Source organism: Streptococcus sp. NLAE-zl-C503 (assembly GCF_900104285.1).
GTDB lineage: Bacteria > Bacillota > Bacilli > Lactobacillales > Streptococcaceae > Streptococcus.
In genome coordinates, this window is sequence record NZ_FNJT01000001.1 from 243,398 (window position 1) to 258,889 (window position 15,492).

The following is a 15,492-nucleotide window of genomic DNA, read 5'->3' on the forward strand; positions in this document are numbered from 1 at the left end:
AGCGTATCTGCTTCAATCAGTGCATCTGAATCAGCAAGCAACAACTCAAGTAGTACTTCAGTTTCAACAAGTACTTCAGTAAGCTTGAGTAACAGCGTAAGCACATCTACATCACTTAGCAATAGCGTTTCAAGTAGTTTGAGTACAAGTGCGTCACAACAATCTAACTCATTCAGCTATAGTAAGGGTGAGCCAACAAGCGAATCTAAGCCAGAGTTTAACCTTCCTAGCTACCTTGAATCTGTAAGTGCAAGTGAATCAGTTTCACTCAGCAAATCAGTAAGTGTGTCATTGAGCGATAGTACTTCAGCATCAATCAGCGCAAGTGAGTCAGTCTCAACAAGCACAAGCTTGAGTGACAGCATTTCTGCATCAATCAGTGCAAGCAACAACTCAGGTAGTGGTTCAGGTTCAACAAGCACAAGCTTGAGCAACAGCGCAAGCACCTCAGCTAGCTTGTCTGACAGTGCTTCAATCTCAAGTGCATTGAACCACTCACAAGCTCCTGCACAACAACCTGCTGGACCAGGACGTTCAAACGGTAGAAAACTTCCAAATACAGGAACTGCAAGTAACCAATTTGCTGGTCTTGGATTAGGAGTAGCTGCCTTGGCAACTGCCTCTCTTCTTGGCAAGAAGAAGAAATCAGCAGCTTCTGAAATGGACCTAGAGGATTAAGTTTCAGGAACTGTCTAAAATGGAATGCTTGTTCCCATTCTAGCGATTGAAACAAGAACCCCAGATAGCCTTAGGCTATCTGGGGTTTATTTGTGGACTTATTTTTAATCTATAGGCCTTTTTAGTTCTTTCTGTCTACCTTTTTTGTTATACTAGTAGGAGTGATTATTTATAGAAAGTTTATGGGAGGCTGTTACTAAAAGCCTGAAAAAGGAAGAACGGATTTTTCTCCCATAATGGTAAAAAAAGTCTTATGTCTCAATCTTATATCAATGTTATCGGAGCGGGATTGGCTGGTTCTGAAGCAGCCTACCGAATCGCAGAGCGTGGTATTCCAGTTAAACTCTATGAAATGCGAGGCATCAAGTCAACGCCCCAGCACAAAACAGACAATTTTGCTGAGTTGGTTTGTTCCAATTCCTTGCGTGGAGATGCTCTGACAAATGCTGTTGGGCTTCTCAAGGAAGAAATGCGTCGTTTGGGTTCTGTTATCTTGGAATCTGCTGAGGCAACACGAGTTCCTGCTGGTGGAGCCCTTGCAGTGGACAGAGACGGTTTCTCCCAAATGGTGACCGAAAAAGTAGCCAACCATCCCTTGATTGAAGTGGTTCGTGATGAAATTACAGAATTGCCGACTGATGTTATTACGGTTGTCGCTACTGGTCCTTTGACTAGTGACTCTCTAGCTGAGAAGATTCATGCTCTTAATGGCGGAGACGGTTTTTATTTCTATGATGCTGCAGCGCCTATCATCGATGTCAACACCATTGATATGAGCAAGGTCTATCTCAAGTCTCGATACGATAAGGGAGAAGCAGCCTATCTCAACGCTCCCATGACCAAGCAAGAATTTATGGATTTCCATGAAGCCTTGGTCAATGCGGAAGAAGCACCGCTCAATTCTTTTGAAAAAGAAAAGTACTTTGAGGGTTGTATGCCAATCGAAGTCATGGCTAAGCGTGGCATTAAAACCATGCTTTATGGTCCTATGAAGCCAGTCGGTCTTGAGTATCCAGACGACTATACAGGACCTCGTGATGGAGAATTCAAAACACCTTATGCAGTTGTCCAGCTCCGTCAGGACAATGCGGCTGGTAGTCTCTACAATATCGTTGGATTCCAGACCCATCTTAAATGGGGAGAACAAAAGCGTGTCTTCCAAATGATCCCAGGTCTTGAAAATGCGGAGTTCGTCCGTTATGGTGTCATGCACAGAAATTCTTACATGGATTCCCCAAATCTTCTTGAGCAGACCTATCGTTCTAAGAAACAGCCAAATCTATTCTTTGCTGGCCAGATGACGGGTGTGGAAGGCTATGTCGAGTCAGCAGCGTCAGGCTTAGTTGCGGGTATTAACGCGGCTCGACTCTTCAAGGGAGAAAGTGAGGCTATTTTCCCAGAGACCACAGCGATTGGAAGTCTGGCTCATTACATCACTCATGCTGACAGCAAACACTTCCAACCAATGAATGTCAATTTTGGGATTATCAAGGAGTTAGAAGGCGAGCGTATCCGTGATAAGAAGGCTCGTTATGAAAAAATTGCAGAGCGTGCTCTTACTGACTTAGAGGAATTTTTGACTGTCTAATTTTTTTGAAAGAATTGCTCATGATACTATAAAAATCTAAGAAATTGTGATAAAATAGGTAGGATGAAAAAAGGAGAGTAAAAATGGCGAACCCCAAGTATAAACGTATTTTAATCAAGTTATCAGGTGAGGCCCTTGCAGGCGAACGTGGCGTAGGGATTGATATCCAAACAGTTCAAAAAATCGCAAAAGAGATTCAAGAGGTTCATAGTCTAGGGATCGAAATTGCCCTTGTTATTGGTGGAGGAAATCTCTGGCGTGGTGAACCTGCAGCAGAAGCAGGAATGGACCGCGTTCAGGCAGATTACACTGGAATGCTTGGGACCGTTATGAATGCTCTTGTGATGGCAGATTCATTGCAACAAGTTGGTGTTGATACGCGTGTGCAGACAGCTATTTCTATGCAACAAGTGGCTGAGCCTTATGTACGTGGACGTGCCCTTCGTCATCTTGAAAAAGGTCGAATCGTTATCTTTGGTGCCGGAATTGGTTCACCTTACTTCTCAACAGATACAACAGCAGCTCTTCGTGCGGCTGAAATCGAAGCAGATGCCATTCTTATGGCTAAAAATGGTGTCGATGGTGTTTACAATGCCGATCCTAAGAAAGACAAGACAGCCGTTAAGTTTGAAGAATTGACTCACCGTGATGTTATCAATAAAGGTCTTCGTATCATGGATTCAACAGCTTCAACTCTCTCTATGGACAACGACATTGACTTGGTGGTCTTCAACATGAACCAACCAGGCAACATCAAACGTGTCGTATTTGGTGAAAATATCGGAACAACAGTTTCAAACAATATCGAAGAAAAGGAATAAGAAAGATTATGGCTAACGCAATTATTGAAAAAGCGAAAGAGAGAATGACTCAGTCTCACCACTCACTTGCACGTGAATTTGGAGGTATCCGTGCAGGTCGTGCCAATGCAAGCTTGCTAGACCGTATACATGTAGAATACTATGGAGTAGAAACTCCACTAAATCAAATCGCATCTATCACTATTCCAGAAGCGCGTGTTTTGTTGGTAACACCATTTGACAAGTCTTCATTGAAAGACATCGAACGCGCCTTGAACGCTTCAGACCTTGGTATTACACCAGCTAACGACGGCTCTGTGATCCGCTTGGTTATCCCAGCTCTTACAGAAGAAACTCGTCGTGACCTTGCTAAAGAAGTGAAGAAGGTCGGTGAAAATGCTAAAGTGGCTGTCCGTAACATCCGCCGCGACGCTATGGACGAAGCTAAAAAACAAGAAAAAGCAAAAGAAATCACTGAAGACGAATTGAAGACTCTTGAAAAAGATATTCAAAAAGTAACAGACGATGCTGTTAAACACATCGACGACATGACTGCCAATAAGGAAAAAGAACTTTTGGAAGTCTAAAAATAAACAGAAAAACTCAGTTGGCATTGCTGGCTGAGTTTTATTCGAAAGAAGGAAATATGAATACAAATCTTGCAAGTTTTATCGTTGGACTCATCATCGATGAAAATGACCGTTTTTACTTTGTGCAAAAGGATGGTCAAACTTATGCCCTTGCTAAGGAAGAAGGTCAGCATACAGTAGGGGATACGGTCAAAGGTTTTGCCTACACGGATATGAAGCAAAAACTACGTTTGACAACCTTAGAAGTGACTGCCACTCAGGACCAATTTGGGTGGGGAACGGTAACAGAAGTTCGTAAGGACTTGGGTGTTTTTGTCGATACCGGTCTACCTGATAAAGAAATCGTTGTGTCACTCGATATCCTCCCTGAGCTCAAGGAACTCTGGCCTAAGAAGGGTGACAAACTCTACATCCGTCTTGAAGTGGACAAAAAAGACCGAATCTGGGGACTCTTGGCTTATCAAGAAGATTTCCAACGTCTGGCTCGTCCTGCCTACAACAACATGCAGAACCAAAACTGGCCAGCCATTGTTTACCGTCTCAAGCTGTCAGGGACCTTTGTCTATCTGCCAGAGAATAATATGCTTGGTTTCATTCACCCAAGTGAGCGCTATGCAGAGCCACGTTTGGGCCAAGTTCTAGATGCGCGTGTCATCGGTTTCCGTGAAGTGGACCGTACCTTGAACCTATCCCTCAAACCACGTTCTTTTGAAATGTTGGAAAATGATGCCCAGATGATTTTGACCTACTTGGAAAGCAATGGCGGTTTCATGACCTTAAATGATAAGTCATCCCCTGAGGACATCAAAGCAACCTTTGGTATCTCTAAAGGTCAGTTCAAGAAAGCACTCGGTGGCTTGATGAAGGCTGACAAAATTAAGCAGGACCAGTTTGGGACAGAGTTGATTTAAGCCTTATAGACATGAAAAAGAAACTTGAAGAAATGAGTTTAGAGGAACTCTGGCAACTTTTTCCTATTTTTCTGGTAGAGCACAAGTCAGAGTGGAAAGACTGGTATGAATCGGAAAAAGCAAATCTGAAAAAAATATTGGGCGCAAATCTTATTAAAAGAATAGAACATATCGGTAGCACTGCTATTCCTAATATTTGGGCTAAGAACATCGTTGATATTTTATTAGAAGTAGGTAGAATAGAGGATTTAGCAAGAGTTAGGGATCTATTGGTGAAGAATGGTTGGCTAGTGATGTCGGAGAGTCCTAACAGGATTTCGCTAAATAAAGGCTATACAGAGAAGGGATTTGCTGAGAAAATTTTTCATCTACATTTGAGAATGACGGGAGATCATGACGAGATTTATTTTAGAGATTATCTCTGTCAGCATCCAGATATCGCCCAAGCGTATCAGGAATTAAAACTAGGTTTGTGGAAAAAATTTGAACATAATCGAGATGCCTATACAGATGCGAAAACAGATTTTATAAATCACTATGTATCAGAGGCTAAGTCCAGGAATTTTCAAGAATCAGAAAAGTGTCATCCAAAAAGTCTTGATAGGAGAAAAAATTGAGAAAATCATTTTACACATGGCTCATGACCGAGCGCAATCCTAAAAGTAACAGTCCCAAAGCCATCCTAGCAGACCTCGCTTTTGAAGAGTCGGCTTTTCCAAAACACACAGATGATTTTGATGAGGTGAGTCGCTTTTTGGAGGAGCATGCCAGTTTCTCTTTTAACTTAGGAGACTTTGACTCTATCTGGCAAGAATACTTAGAACACTAGAGACAATGAGATGATGCTAGTATTTTATTGTTCTCTTTGCTATAATAAAAAGAAATAAAAGGATTAGAGAGGTTCTTTATTTGAAGGAACATTCAATAGACATTCAACTTAGTCATCCGGATGACCTGTTTCATCTTTTTGGATCCAATGAGCGCCATCTTCGTTTGATGGAAGAAGAGCTCGATGTGGTGATTCATGCCCGTACGGAGATTGTCCAGGTTTTGGGAGAAGAGTCTGCTTGCAAGGAAGCTCGTCAGGTTATCCAAGCCTTGATGGTCTTGGTGAATCGTGGAATGACCGTTGGTACGCCAGATGTGGTGACAGCGATTAATATGGTTAAAAACGATGAAATCGACAAGTTTGTCGCCCTTTACGAAGAAGAAATCATCAAGGATAATACTGGGAAGCCTATCCGTGTCAAAACACTGGGTCAAAAACTTTATGTGGATAGTGTCAAACAGCACGATGTGACCTTTGGAATTGGGCCAGCAGGGACAGGGAAGACCTTTCTTGCAGTGACCTTGGCAGTGACAGCTCTTAAACGTGGGCAGGTCAAGCGAATTATCCTAACTCGTCCAGCAGTGGAAGCAGGTGAGAGTCTAGGATTTCTTCCGGGTGATCTCAAAGAGAAGGTGGATCCTTACCTTCGACCAGTTTATGATGCCTTGTATCAGATTCTGGGGAAAGACCAGACGACTCGTCTCATGGAGCGTGAAATTATCGAAATCGCTCCCCTTGCCTACATGCGTGGTCGGACCTTGGACGATGCCTTTGTCATTCTGGATGAGGCGCAAAATACGACCATCATGCAGATGAAGATGTTCCTGACTCGTTTAGGTTTTAATTCTAAGATGATTGTCAATGGAGATATCAGCCAAATTGACCTGCCGCGAAATGTCAAATCAGGTTTGATTGATGCTCAAGAAAAGCTCAAGAACATTCATCAAATTGACTTTGTTCATTTTTCAGCTAAGGATGTGGTTCGCCATCCAGTTGTCGCTCAAATTATCCGAGCCTATGAACCAGCTCCAGTTAAAAATGAAGAGAAGAACCAAGAAACAGAATAGCAAAAAAAGCAGTTCACATCTGAACTGCTCTTTTTGCTTTTTTATGAGTGTCTAACTTTAAACAAGTTCGTCGATAGACGTATGATCTTTATCGAGTCCTTCGGCAACTGGTAGGCTAGTTAAGTAACCTTGATAAGTGGTCACACCTTGACGTAAGCCTTCATCTTCAGAGATTGCTTTCTTAAATCCTTTCCCGGCCAAAGCCTCGATATAAGGAAGGGTGACATTGGTTAGGGCGATGGTTGAAGTACGAGCAACCGCACCAGGAATATTGGCAACGGCATAGTGGAGAACACCGTGTTTTTCATAAATAGGCTCATCGTGCGTGGTCACACGGTCAGCTGTTTCGATGACGCCACCTTGGTCAACAGCAACGTCAACGATGACAGAGCCTGGACGCATTTGTTTGACCATCTCATCTGTCACCAATTTCGGTGCTTTGGCACCAGGGATGAGAACCGCTCCAATAACCACATCAGCATCTCTCACACTTGCTTCAATGTTGAAAGAATTTGACATAAGAGTTTGGATTTGGTTCCCAAAGACTTCTTCTAGAACCGAGAGACGCTTAGCACTGATATCTAAAATAGTCACTTGAGCACCAAGACCAAGGGCGATGCGGGCAGCATGTGTACCGACGACACCACCACCGATGATGGTTACTTTTCCTTTTGGAACACCCGGTACGCCACCAAGTAGGACACCAGAGCCACCAGCTTGTTTGGTAAGGAAGTGAGCTCCGATTTGAACCGCCATACGACCAGCAACTTCACTCATAGGAACGAGGAGTGGCAGGTGACCTTGGCTGTCACGGACAGTTTCATAGGCAATTCCTGTTGTTTTTGCTGCTAACATAGCATCTGCTAATTCTGGAGCAGCGGCCATGTGCAAGTAGGTGAAGAGGAGAAGGTCGTCGCGCAAGTAGCCATATTCAGAAGCTAGTGGTTCCTTTACTTTCACGACTAACTCAGCTGCCCAAGCTTCGTCAGCAGTAGCGACAATCTCAGCTCCTTGCTTTTGATAGTCTGCATCAGTAAATCCTGAACCGAGACCAGCATTTGTTTCGATGAGGACACGATGTCCACGAGAAACTAAGCTATGGACACCAGCAGGTGTGAGGGCGACACGGTTTTCATTATTTTTAATTTCTTTTGGAATTCCGATTAACATATAGGTTTACTCCATTTTCTAAATTCGGGTCTTTAAAATCAAACATCACAGAGAAACCCGATTATCGTGATGTTTTTATTTTATATAAATCTGTTTCGAAAATCAAGAAAAACTTTTGCTTTGATGAGCTTTTTTTGATAAGCTAGTAGGAAAATACTTGTAAATAGGGGGAAGTGTGTATGGAATCAATATTTGTGAAATTTGCCCAGTATCCATCTATAGAAACGGAGCGTTTATTGCTCCGACCTGTAACCTTGGATGATGCGGAAGCTATGTTTGAGTATGCCTCAGACAGAGAAAATACGCGTTACACTTTTCCAACCAATCAAAGCTTGGAAGAAACTCAAAATAATATTGCTCAGTTCTACTTGGCCAATCCCTTGGGACGGTGGGGAATAGAATTAAAAAGCAATGGTCAGTTTATTGGAACCATTGATTTGCACAAGATTGATCCTGTTCTTAAGAAGGCGTCTATTGGCTACATTATCAATAAAAAGTATTGGAATCAAGGATTAACGACAGAAGCCAATCGTGCTGTGATTGAGCTAGCTTTTGAGAAAATTGGAATGAATAAGTTGACCGCCCTTCACGATAAGGACAATCCTGCATCTGGAAAGGTCATGGAGAAATCAGGCATGCGTTTTTCACATGCAGAACCATATGCTTGTATGGACCAGCATGAAGAAGGACGAATCGTTACAAGAGTTCATTATGTCTTGACCAAGGAAGACTATTTTGCAAATAAATAAGCAGTTGAAAAGATTTTTCAGCTGTTTTTTCTTCCTCTTGCGAATAACTTAAGAGAGGAGAAAATATGGAAGCAATTATCGAGAAAATAAAAGAGTATAAAATCATTGTCATCTGTGCTTGTTTGGGTTTGGCCCTGGGCGGATTTCTCCTGCTAAAGCCATCTACACAAAAACCCGTCACAGAAACAAATTTGCAGGCTGAAGTTGCAGCTGTTTCAAAGGATTCATCTACAGAAAAAGAAGTGAAAAAGGAGGAAAAGGAAGAGCCTCTGGAACAAGATCAGATCACAGTGGATGTAAAAGGTGCTGTCAAATCGCCAGGGATTTATGATTTGCCAGTAGGGAGTCGGATTCATGATGCCGTTCAGAAAGCTGGTGGCTTGACAGAGGAAGCAGATAGCAAGTCGCTCAATCTAGCTCAGAAAGTTAGTGACGAGGCTCTGGTCTACGTCCCGAGTAAGGGAGAAGAAGCAGTGAGTCAGCAGACTGGTTCTGGAACGACTGCTTCGACAAGTAAAGATAAGAAAGTCAACCTCAACAAAGCCAGTCTGGAAGAACTCAAACAGGTCAAAGGCTTGGGAGGAAAACGAGCTCAGGACATTATCGACCATCGTGAGGCAAATGGCAAATTCAAGTCGGTAGATGAACTCAAGAAAGTCTCTGGCATTGGGGCTAAGACTATAGAAAAGCTAAAAGATTATGTTACCGTGGATTAAGAACTTCCCTATCCCCCTAATCTATCTGAGCTTTTTGTTGCTTTGGCTTTACTATGCTATTTTTGGAGCGTCCTATCTCGCACTGCTAGGTTTTGTTTTTTTGCTGGTCTGCCTCTTTTTCCAATTTCCTTGGAAATCTGCTGGCAAAGTTTTAGCGCTTTGTGGCTTCTTTGGCTTCTGGTTTTTGTTTCAAACTTGGCAGCAGAGTCAAGCTAGTCAAGACTTAGTCGCTTATGTTGAAAAGGTGAGGATTTTACCAGATACCATTAAGGTTAATGGAGATAGTCTGTCATTTCGGGGCAAGGCTGACGGCCGTACCTTCCAAATTTACTATAAACTCCAGTCCGAGGAGGAGAAAGAGCACTTTCAGGCCTTAACAGATCTTCATGAGATTGAACTAGAAGGAAAACTTTCCGAGCCAGAAGGACAGAGAAATTTTGGTGGATTTGACTACCAAGCCTATCTGAAGACTCAGGGAATTTACCAGATACTGACTATCAAGAGCATCCAGTCACTTAAAAAGATTAACAGTTGGGATATAGGTGAAAACCTATCGAGTCTACGTAGAAAGGCTATTGTTTGGATTAAGAGCCATTTTCCCGACCCTATGCGTAACTACATGACGGGGCTCTTGCTGGGACATTTGGACACGGACTTTGAGGAGATGAATGAGCTCTATTCCAGTCTTGGAATTATCCATCTCTTTGCCTTGTCGGGTATGCAGGTGGGCTTTTTCATGGATGCCTTTAAGAAACTCCTTTTGCGATTGGGCTTGACCCAAGAAAAGTTGCAATGGCTGACCTATCCTTTTTCTCTTATCTATGCAGGTCTGACAGGGTTTTCAGCTTCAGTCATTCGCAGTCTTTTGCAAAAGTTACTAGCCCAACATGGTGTTAAGGGCTTGGACAATTTTGCCTTGACGGTTCTTGTCCTCTTTATCATCATGCCCAACTTTTTCCTGACGGCAGGAGGTGTCTTGTCCTGTGCCTACGCTTTTATCTTGACTATGACAAGCAAAGAAGGGGAGGGGCTCAAGGCTGTTGCCAGAGAAAGTCTTGTCATTTCCTTGGGAATATTGCCCATTCTTTCCTTTTATTTTGCAGAATTTCAACCTTGGTCTATCCTTTTGACCTTTGTCTTTTCCTTTCTTTTTGACTTGGTCTTCTTACCGCTTTTGTCTATCTTATTCATTCTGTCTTTTGTTTATCCGGTCACTCAGCTTAACCTTGTCTTTGAATGGTTGGAGAGCATCATTCGCTTGGTATCGCAGATGGCAAGTAGGCCATTAGTCTTTGGACAACCCAGCGCATGGCTTTTGATTCTTCTCTTAGTTTCATTGGCCTTGGTCTATGACTTTAGGAAAAATGTCAAAAGACTAGCAATACTAGGCTTGTTTGTCGTGGGTCTCTTTTTCTTGACCAAGCATCCGCTGGAAAATGAAATCACCATGCTGGATGTTGGACAGGGGGAAAGTATTTTCCTATGGGATGTAACAGGTAAAACCATTCTCATAGATGTAGGAGGCAAGGCAGAATCTAATAAGAAAGTTGAGGATTGGCAAGAAAAGTCGACAACCAGCAATGCCCAGCGAACTTTAATTCCTTATCTTAAAAGTCGAGGAGTAGCCAAGATTGACCAGCTTGTTTTGACCAACACAGACAAGGAACATGTTGGAGATTTGTTGGAGGTGACCAAGGCTTTCCATGTCGGAGAGATTTTAGTATCAAAAGGAAGTTTGACACAGAAGGAATTTGTGGCAGAACTAGAAGCAAGCCAAACCAAGGTGCGCAGTGTGACAGCAGGGGAGAATTTACCGATTTTTGGCGGTTACTTAGAAGTCCTATCTCCAAGGAAGATTGGATATGGGGATCGTGATGATTCCCTGGTTCTTTATGGGAGACTTTTGGATAAGCACTTTCTCTTCACAGGAAATTTGGATGAAAAAGGAGAGAAGGAGTTGATGAAGCACTATCCAGACTTGAAAGTAGATGTCTTGAAAGTCGGTCAACATGGTTCTAAAGCATCATCAAATCCAGTTTTCCTAGAAAAACTCAAACCAGAAATTACACTCATCTCAGTTGGAAAGAACAATCGTGCTAAACTCCCCCATCAGGAAACCCTGACCCGACTGGAAGGTATCAATAGCAAAGTTTACCGAACAGACCAGAACGGAGCTATTCGCTTTAAAGGATGGAATAGTTGGCGAATTGAAAGCGTTCGTTAGGAAGAAAAATGTTATATATTAGTGAAATAAACTAAAAATCTGTTGCATAATACCGAGAAAAACGATATAATGAGAGTGCTTTCAAGAGTAATGATATAAATGCAATGAAAACATGAAAAATCAGAAAAAGTCGTTTTATTAGCTAGTTTGTTCTCTATTGGTCTTTTTCAGTCCAGTGTATCTGCTGTGACAGTCACTAAGAGTTATCGGTATGATTGGAACACTGTTGGGGGATATAGTACCAACTATCACAACCATCAATATGCTTGGATTCCGTCATGGTCTCGTTATGACAGCTACGATGAATATAAAGTTGATTCTGGCTGGAATTACGATCGTTATGAGGTCATAAAATACTATTAATCGTTAAAGAGTTAGAAAAAGGAGGGCTGGATATGATAACTCTTACTCATGTTACCTTAAAAACGCGACAAGTCATCTTGCAAGATGTTGATTTCACCTTTAAAAAAGGTAGGATTTATGGCCTTCTTGCTATCAATGGCTCTGGAAAGACGACACTGTTCCGAGCTATTAGCAAGCTGCTTCCCCTTAGTAGTGGACATATCGCAGCCTCTCCTTCTTTGTTTTATTATGAGAGCGTTGAATGGCTGGATGGAAACTTAAGTGGGATGGACTACCTTCGTCTCATAAAAAACATCTGGAAGTCAGATCTAAACTTGGGGGACGAAATCGCCTATTGGGAAATGTCTGACTATATCAACCTTCCCATCCGCAAGTATTCCTTAGGGATGAAGCAACGCTTGGTGATTGCTATGTATTTCCTTAGTCAGGCGAAATGCTGGCTCATGGATGAGATTACAAATGGCTTAGACGAGTATTATCGACAGAAGTTTTTTGATAGACTGGCACAAATCAATAGAAAAGAACAGCTGGTTCTTTTGAGTTCCCACTACAAAGAGGAGTTAGTGGAGATTTGCGATAGCATGGTAACCATTCATCAGGGGCAGATAGAAGAGGTTCCGTTATGAAAGATATTAGCCTATTTTTATTAAAAAAAGTTTTCAAAAGTCGCTTAAACTGGATTATCTTAGCTTTATTTGTATCTGGACTCGGTGTTACCTTTTATCTTAATAGTCAGACTGCAAACTCCGTCAGCTTGGAGAGCGAGTTGGAAACCCGTCTTGTAAAAAATGAGAGAGTCATCAATGAATATGAAGAGAAACTCTCCCAAATATCTGATACCAACTCGGAGGAATACCAGATTGCTAAAATTAATTTAGAATCGCAAAAAAATCTTTTGACTCAAAAGAAAGAAATTCTGGCTTTGTTAAAAGAAGGACGCTGGAAAGAAGCCTACTATTTGCAGTGGCAAGCTGAGGAAAAGAGTTATGAAATTGTATCGAAGCAACCGACTTCTAGCTCTGACTTTAAAATGGCGGTTGACCGCCAACGGAAGATTTATCAAGCCCTGTATCCCCTGAACATAAAAGCACATACTTTGGAGTTTCCGACCCACGGGATTGATCAGATTGTCTGGATTTTAGAGGTTATCATCCCAACCTTATTTGTGATTGGTATTATTTTTATGCTAACACAACTGTTCGCAGAAAGATATCAAAATAATCTCGATACAGCTCAGTTATATCCTTTTTCAAAAGTGACATTTGCCATGTCCTCTCTTGGAGTTGGGGTGAGTTATGTAACCGTGCTGTTTATCGGAATCTGTGGATTTTCTTTTCTAGTGGGAAGTCTGATAAGTGGTTTTGGACAGTTAGACTATCCCTACCCGTTCTATAGCTTAACCAATCAAGAGGTAACTATTGGGAAGATACAAGATGTGTTATTTCCTAGCTTGCTCTTAGCTTTCTTAGCCTTTATCGTCATTGTGGAAGTCGTCTACTTGATTGCTTACTTTTTCAAGCAAAAAATGCCTGTCCTCTTTCTTTCCCTCATTGGGATTGTTGGCTTGTTGTTTGGTATCCAAACGATCCAGCCTCTTCAAAGGATTGCACATCTGATTCCCTTTACTTACTTGCGTTCAGTGGAGATTTTATCTGGAAGATTACCTAAGCAAATTGATAATGTCAATCTAAATTGGAGCATGGGGCTAGTCTTACTTCCTTGCCTGATTATCCTTTTGTTAGCGGGGATTCTATTTATCGAAAGATTGGGAAGTTCACGTAAAAAGGAAGTTTTTAATAGGTCTTAGCGTTTCTATACTGAAGGTGAGGAAAAAACTAACACAGGGAGGGAACCAACTAGGTTCTCTCTTTTTGATGCGGACATCAAGAAGAAAACAGAAAGTTTTTTTAAAAAATAACTTTTTATCTTGACAAGGGATAGAAAACTTGGTATCATATAAAAGTTGAGAAAAGCAGAAGTGAGAGCTTCTCGCCTTGTGACATCAAGTTGCCTGGCCCTACGGATGAAAAGTTTCTAAGAAACGCTATCATAACGTGCGGGCTTGTATTATTACGAGCCCGCTCTTGTTTTTCTCTAATAATAAAAAAGAGGTGAAAACCATAGCAAAGCAAGACTTATTCATCAATGATGAAATTCGTGTACGTGAAGTTCGCTTGATCGGTCTTGAGGGAGAACAGCTAGGCATCAAGCCACTCAGTGAAGCGCAAGCATTGGCTGATAGTGCAAATGTTGACTTAGTATTGATTCAACCCCAAGCCAAACCGCCTGTTGCTAAAATTATGGACTACGGCAAGTTCAAATTTGAGTACCAGAAAAAGCAAAAAGAACAACGTAAAAAACAAAGTGTTGTTACTGTGAAAGAAGTTCGTCTGAGTCCAACTATTGACAAGGGAGACTTTGACACAAAACTTCGCAATGCACGTAAATTCCTTGAAAAAGGAAATAAAGTTAAGGTATCTATTCGCTTTAAAGGGCGTATGATCACCCATAAAGAGATTGGTGCAAAAGTTTTAGCCGAGTTTGCTGAAGCAACACAAGATATTGCGATCATCGAACAACGAGCTAAGATGGATGGACGCCAAATGTTCATGCAGTTGGCGCCAGCAACTGACAAAAAATAATTGTCAGAAAGTTAAATAAAGGAGAAAAAATCATGCCAAAACAAAAAACACACCGCGCATCAGCTAAACGTTTCAAACGTACAGGTTCTGGTGGACTTAAACGTTTCCGTGCTTACACTTCTCACCGTTTCCACGGAAAAACTAAGAAACAACGTCGTCATCTTCGTAAAGCATCTATGGTGCATTCAGGAGATTTCAAACGTATCAAAGCAATGCTTACTCGCTTGAAATAATAGCCTAATAGTAAGTAAACAATTCTAGGAAATATTTGGAGGAAATAAAACATGGCACGTGTTAAAGGTGGCGTTGTATCACGCAAACGTCGTAAACGTATTCTTAAATTAGCAAAAGGTTACTATGGAGCTAAACACATCTTGTTCCGTACTGCAAAAGAACAAGTAATGAACTCTTACTATTATGCATACCGTGACCGTCGTCAGAAAAAACGTGACTTCCGTAAATTGTGGATCACTCGTATCAATGCGGCAGCTCGTTTGAACGGACTTTCATACTCACAATTGATGCATGGTTTGAAATTGGCTGAAATCGAAGTTAACCGTAAAATGCTTGCTGACTTGGCTGTTAACGATGCAGCAGCTTTCACAGCTCTTGCAGATGCAGCTAAAGCAAAACTTGGTAAATAATAATTGATAAGACTGGAACAGAATTGTCCCAGTCTTTTTAGAAATAAAGGAGAAAGCTATGGCTTCAAAAATGCTACACACTTGCTTGCGAGTAGAAAACCTTGAAAAATCAATCGCATTTTATCAAGACGCTTTTGGTTTTAAAGAATTACGTCGCAAGGATTTTCCAGATTATGCCTTCACCATTGTCTATCTAGGACTTGATGGTGACGACTACGAGTTGGAATTGACCTATAACTATGACCACGGCCCTTACGTGGTAGGAGATGGATTCGCCCATATCGCCCTCAGTACACCTGACCTTGAAGCACTTCATCAAGAACATAGCGCGAAAGGCTATGAGGTTACAGAGCCAAAAGGCCTACCAGGAACCCCACCAAACTATTACTTTGTCAAGGATCCTGATGGCTACAAGGTTGAAGTCATTCGTGAAAAATAATCCCGTACAGTCAAGTAGAATGTTCGTTTTCTACTTGACTTTTTTACTTTGAAAGAGTATACTAATACAAATTTAACCTTTA

19 protein-coding genes and 1 other annotated feature are annotated in these 15,492 nt (G+C 41.7%); of the genes, 18 read left to right on the forward strand and 1 reads right to left on the reverse strand.

Going from position 1 to position 15,492, the window contains the following annotated elements; all coding sequences use genetic code 11:
* The 8 genes from BLS46_RS01155 to BLS46_RS01190 form a co-directional block, all read left to right on the forward strand.
* The coding region (locus tag BLS46_RS01155; RefSeq protein WP_257365823.1) for an LPXTG cell wall anchor domain-containing protein at window positions 1-678 on the forward strand (678 nt) is incomplete at its 5' end.
* 253 nt (window positions 679-931) lie between these two features.
* The gene (trmFO, locus tag BLS46_RS01160) at window positions 932-2,266 is read left to right on the forward strand and encodes a methylenetetrahydrofolate--tRNA-(uracil(54)-C(5))-methyltransferase (FADH(2)-oxidizing) TrmFO (protein WP_093584916.1); all 1,335 of its coding nucleotides are present in this window, start codon (window positions 932-934) and stop codon (window positions 2,264-2,266) included.
* Window positions 2,267-2,349: 83 nt separating this feature from the next.
* Window positions 2,350-3,087, forward strand: a complete 738-nt coding sequence (pyrH, locus tag BLS46_RS01165; protein ID WP_000002990.1) for a UMP kinase — start codon at window positions 2,350-2,352, stop codon at window positions 3,085-3,087.
* 8 nt (window positions 3,088-3,095) lie between these two features.
* On the forward strand, window positions 3,096-3,653 hold the full coding sequence (frr, locus tag BLS46_RS01170) for a ribosome recycling factor (RefSeq protein WP_093584919.1): 558 nt from the start codon (window positions 3,096-3,098) through the stop codon (window positions 3,651-3,653).
* A gap of 59 nt (window positions 3,654-3,712) precedes the next feature.
* Window positions 3,713-4,567, forward strand: a complete 855-nt coding sequence (gene cvfB, locus BLS46_RS01175) for an RNA-binding virulence regulatory protein CvfB (protein ID WP_093584922.1) — start codon at window positions 3,713-3,715, stop codon at window positions 4,565-4,567.
* Window positions 4,568-4,578: 11 nt separating this feature from the next.
* Window positions 4,579-5,184 (forward strand): GrpB family protein, encoded by a 606-nt coding sequence (locus BLS46_RS01180; RefSeq protein WP_093584925.1) that lies wholly within the window; start codon window positions 4,579-4,581, stop codon window positions 5,182-5,184.
* Window positions 5,181-5,396 (forward strand): YozE family protein, encoded by a 216-nt coding sequence (locus BLS46_RS01185; RefSeq protein ID WP_001232085.1) that lies wholly within the window; start codon window positions 5,181-5,183, stop codon window positions 5,394-5,396. The genes BLS46_RS01180 and BLS46_RS01185 overlap by 4 nt, the downstream gene beginning before the upstream one ends.
* Window positions 5,397-5,476: 80 nt before the next feature.
* Complete coding sequence (locus tag BLS46_RS01190) at window positions 5,477-6,463, forward strand: PhoH family protein (RefSeq protein WP_093584928.1); 987 nt, start codon at window positions 5,477-5,479, stop codon at window positions 6,461-6,463.
* A 57-nt stretch (window positions 6,464-6,520) separates the two neighbouring features.
* On the opposite strand, the gene ald is transcribed toward BLS46_RS01190, so the two are convergent.
* A complete protein-coding gene (gene ald, locus BLS46_RS01195) occupies window positions 6,521-7,633 on the reverse strand; it encodes an alanine dehydrogenase (protein ID WP_093584931.1) in 1,113 nt (370 codons plus the stop codon).
* 179 nt (window positions 7,634-7,812) lie between these two features.
* Between ald and BLS46_RS01200 the strand changes: the two genes are divergently transcribed.
* The 10 genes from BLS46_RS01200 to BLS46_RS01245 all read left to right on the forward strand — a co-directional run bounded on the left by BLS46_RS01200 (window position 7,813) and on the right by BLS46_RS01245 (window position 15,410).
* Complete coding sequence (locus tag BLS46_RS01200) at window positions 7,813-8,382, forward strand: GNAT family N-acetyltransferase (protein WP_093584934.1); 570 nt, start codon at window positions 7,813-7,815, stop codon at window positions 8,380-8,382.
* A gap of 65 nt (window positions 8,383-8,447) precedes the next feature.
* Window positions 8,448-9,098 carry a helix-hairpin-helix domain-containing protein gene (locus BLS46_RS01205; RefSeq protein WP_093584937.1) on the forward strand — a complete coding sequence of 217 codons (651 nt, stop codon included), beginning with the start codon at window positions 8,448-8,450 and terminating at the stop codon, window positions 9,096-9,098.
* A complete protein-coding gene (locus tag BLS46_RS01210) occupies window positions 9,082-11,322 on the forward strand; it encodes a DNA internalization-related competence protein ComEC/Rec2 (RefSeq protein WP_093584940.1) in 2,241 nt (746 codons plus the stop codon). Before BLS46_RS01205 ends, BLS46_RS01210 begins: the two co-directional genes overlap by 17 nt.
* Window positions 11,323-11,533: 211 nt before the next feature.
* The gene (locus BLS46_RS09865) at window positions 11,534-11,674 is read left to right on the forward strand and encodes a hypothetical protein (protein ID WP_180364028.1); all 141 of its coding nucleotides are present in this window, start codon (window positions 11,534-11,536) and stop codon (window positions 11,672-11,674) included.
* A gap of 43 nt (window positions 11,675-11,717) precedes the next feature.
* Entirely contained in the window at window positions 11,718-12,311 is a 594-nt protein-coding gene (locus tag BLS46_RS01220; protein ID WP_093584946.1) for an ATP-binding cassette domain-containing protein, read from the forward strand.
* The gene (locus tag BLS46_RS01225; protein WP_093584949.1) at window positions 12,308-13,492 is read left to right on the forward strand and encodes a hypothetical protein; all 1,185 of its coding nucleotides are present in this window, start codon (window positions 12,308-12,310) and stop codon (window positions 13,490-13,492) included. The genes BLS46_RS01220 and BLS46_RS01225 overlap by 4 nt, the downstream gene beginning before the upstream one ends.
* A gap of 157 nt (window positions 13,493-13,649) precedes the next feature.
* Window positions 13,650-13,781 (forward strand) — a sequence feature (ribosomal protein L20 leader region).
* A gap of 15 nt (window positions 13,782-13,796) precedes the next feature.
* The gene (gene infC / locus BLS46_RS01230) at window positions 13,797-14,327 is read left to right on the forward strand and encodes a translation initiation factor IF-3 (protein ID WP_000848184.1); all 531 of its coding nucleotides are present in this window, start codon (window positions 13,797-13,799) and stop codon (window positions 14,325-14,327) included.
* Between the two features lie 32 nt (window positions 14,328-14,359).
* Window positions 14,360-14,560: a 50S ribosomal protein L35 gene (gene rpmI, locus BLS46_RS01235; protein WP_001125942.1), complete on the forward strand. Its 201-nt coding sequence runs from the start codon at window positions 14,360-14,362 to the stop codon at window positions 14,558-14,560.
* 51 nt (window positions 14,561-14,611) lie between these two features.
* Window positions 14,612-14,971 carry a 50S ribosomal protein L20 gene (rplT, locus tag BLS46_RS01240; RefSeq protein ID WP_000124830.1) on the forward strand — a complete coding sequence of 120 codons (360 nt, stop codon included), beginning with the start codon at window positions 14,612-14,614 and terminating at the stop codon, window positions 14,969-14,971.
* Between the two features lie 58 nt (window positions 14,972-15,029).
* The gene (locus tag BLS46_RS01245; protein ID WP_061416641.1) at window positions 15,030-15,410 is read left to right on the forward strand and encodes a lactoylglutathione lyase; all 381 of its coding nucleotides are present in this window, start codon (window positions 15,030-15,032) and stop codon (window positions 15,408-15,410) included.
* Window positions 15,411-15,492: the final 82 nt, after the last annotated feature.

Excerpts from the sequence above, each read along its gene's own strand:
- trmFO (WP_093584916.1), top strand. The coding sequence starts at position 932 with ATGTCTCAATCTTATATCAATGTTATCGGAGCGGGATTGGCTGGTTCT.
- pyrH (WP_000002990.1), top strand. The coding sequence starts at position 2,350 with ATGGCGAACCCCAAGTATAAACGTATTTTAATCAAGTTATCAGGTGAG.
- frr (WP_093584919.1), top strand. The coding sequence starts at position 3,096 with ATGGCTAACGCAATTATTGAAAAAGCGAAAGAGAGAATGACTCAGTCT.
- cvfB (WP_093584922.1), top strand. The coding sequence starts at position 3,713 with ATGAATACAAATCTTGCAAGTTTTATCGTTGGACTCATCATCGATGAA.
- BLS46_RS01180 (WP_093584925.1), top strand. The coding sequence starts at position 4,579 with ATGAAAAAGAAACTTGAAGAAATGAGTTTAGAGGAACTCTGGCAACTT.
- ald (WP_093584931.1), bottom strand. The coding sequence starts at position 7,633 with ATGTTAATCGGAATTCCAAAAGAAATTAAAAATAATGAAAACCGTGTC.
- BLS46_RS01200 (WP_093584934.1), top strand. The coding sequence starts at position 7,813 with ATGGAATCAATATTTGTGAAATTTGCCCAGTATCCATCTATAGAAACG.
- BLS46_RS01205 (WP_093584937.1), top strand. The coding sequence starts at position 8,448 with ATGGAAGCAATTATCGAGAAAATAAAAGAGTATAAAATCATTGTCATC.
- BLS46_RS01210 (WP_093584940.1), top strand. The coding sequence starts at position 9,082 with ATGTTACCGTGGATTAAGAACTTCCCTATCCCCCTAATCTATCTGAGC.
- BLS46_RS09865 (WP_180364028.1), top strand. The coding sequence starts at position 11,534 with ATGATTGGAACACTGTTGGGGGATATAGTACCAACTATCACAACCATC.
- BLS46_RS01220 (WP_093584946.1), top strand. The coding sequence starts at position 11,718 with ATGATAACTCTTACTCATGTTACCTTAAAAACGCGACAAGTCATCTTG.
- BLS46_RS01225 (WP_093584949.1), top strand. The coding sequence starts at position 12,308 with ATGAAAGATATTAGCCTATTTTTATTAAAAAAAGTTTTCAAAAGTCGC.
- rpmI (WP_001125942.1), top strand. The coding sequence starts at position 14,360 with ATGCCAAAACAAAAAACACACCGCGCATCAGCTAAACGTTTCAAACGT.
- rplT (WP_000124830.1), top strand. The coding sequence starts at position 14,612 with ATGGCACGTGTTAAAGGTGGCGTTGTATCACGCAAACGTCGTAAACGT.
- BLS46_RS01245 (WP_061416641.1), top strand. The coding sequence starts at position 15,030 with ATGGCTTCAAAAATGCTACACACTTGCTTGCGAGTAGAAAACCTTGAA.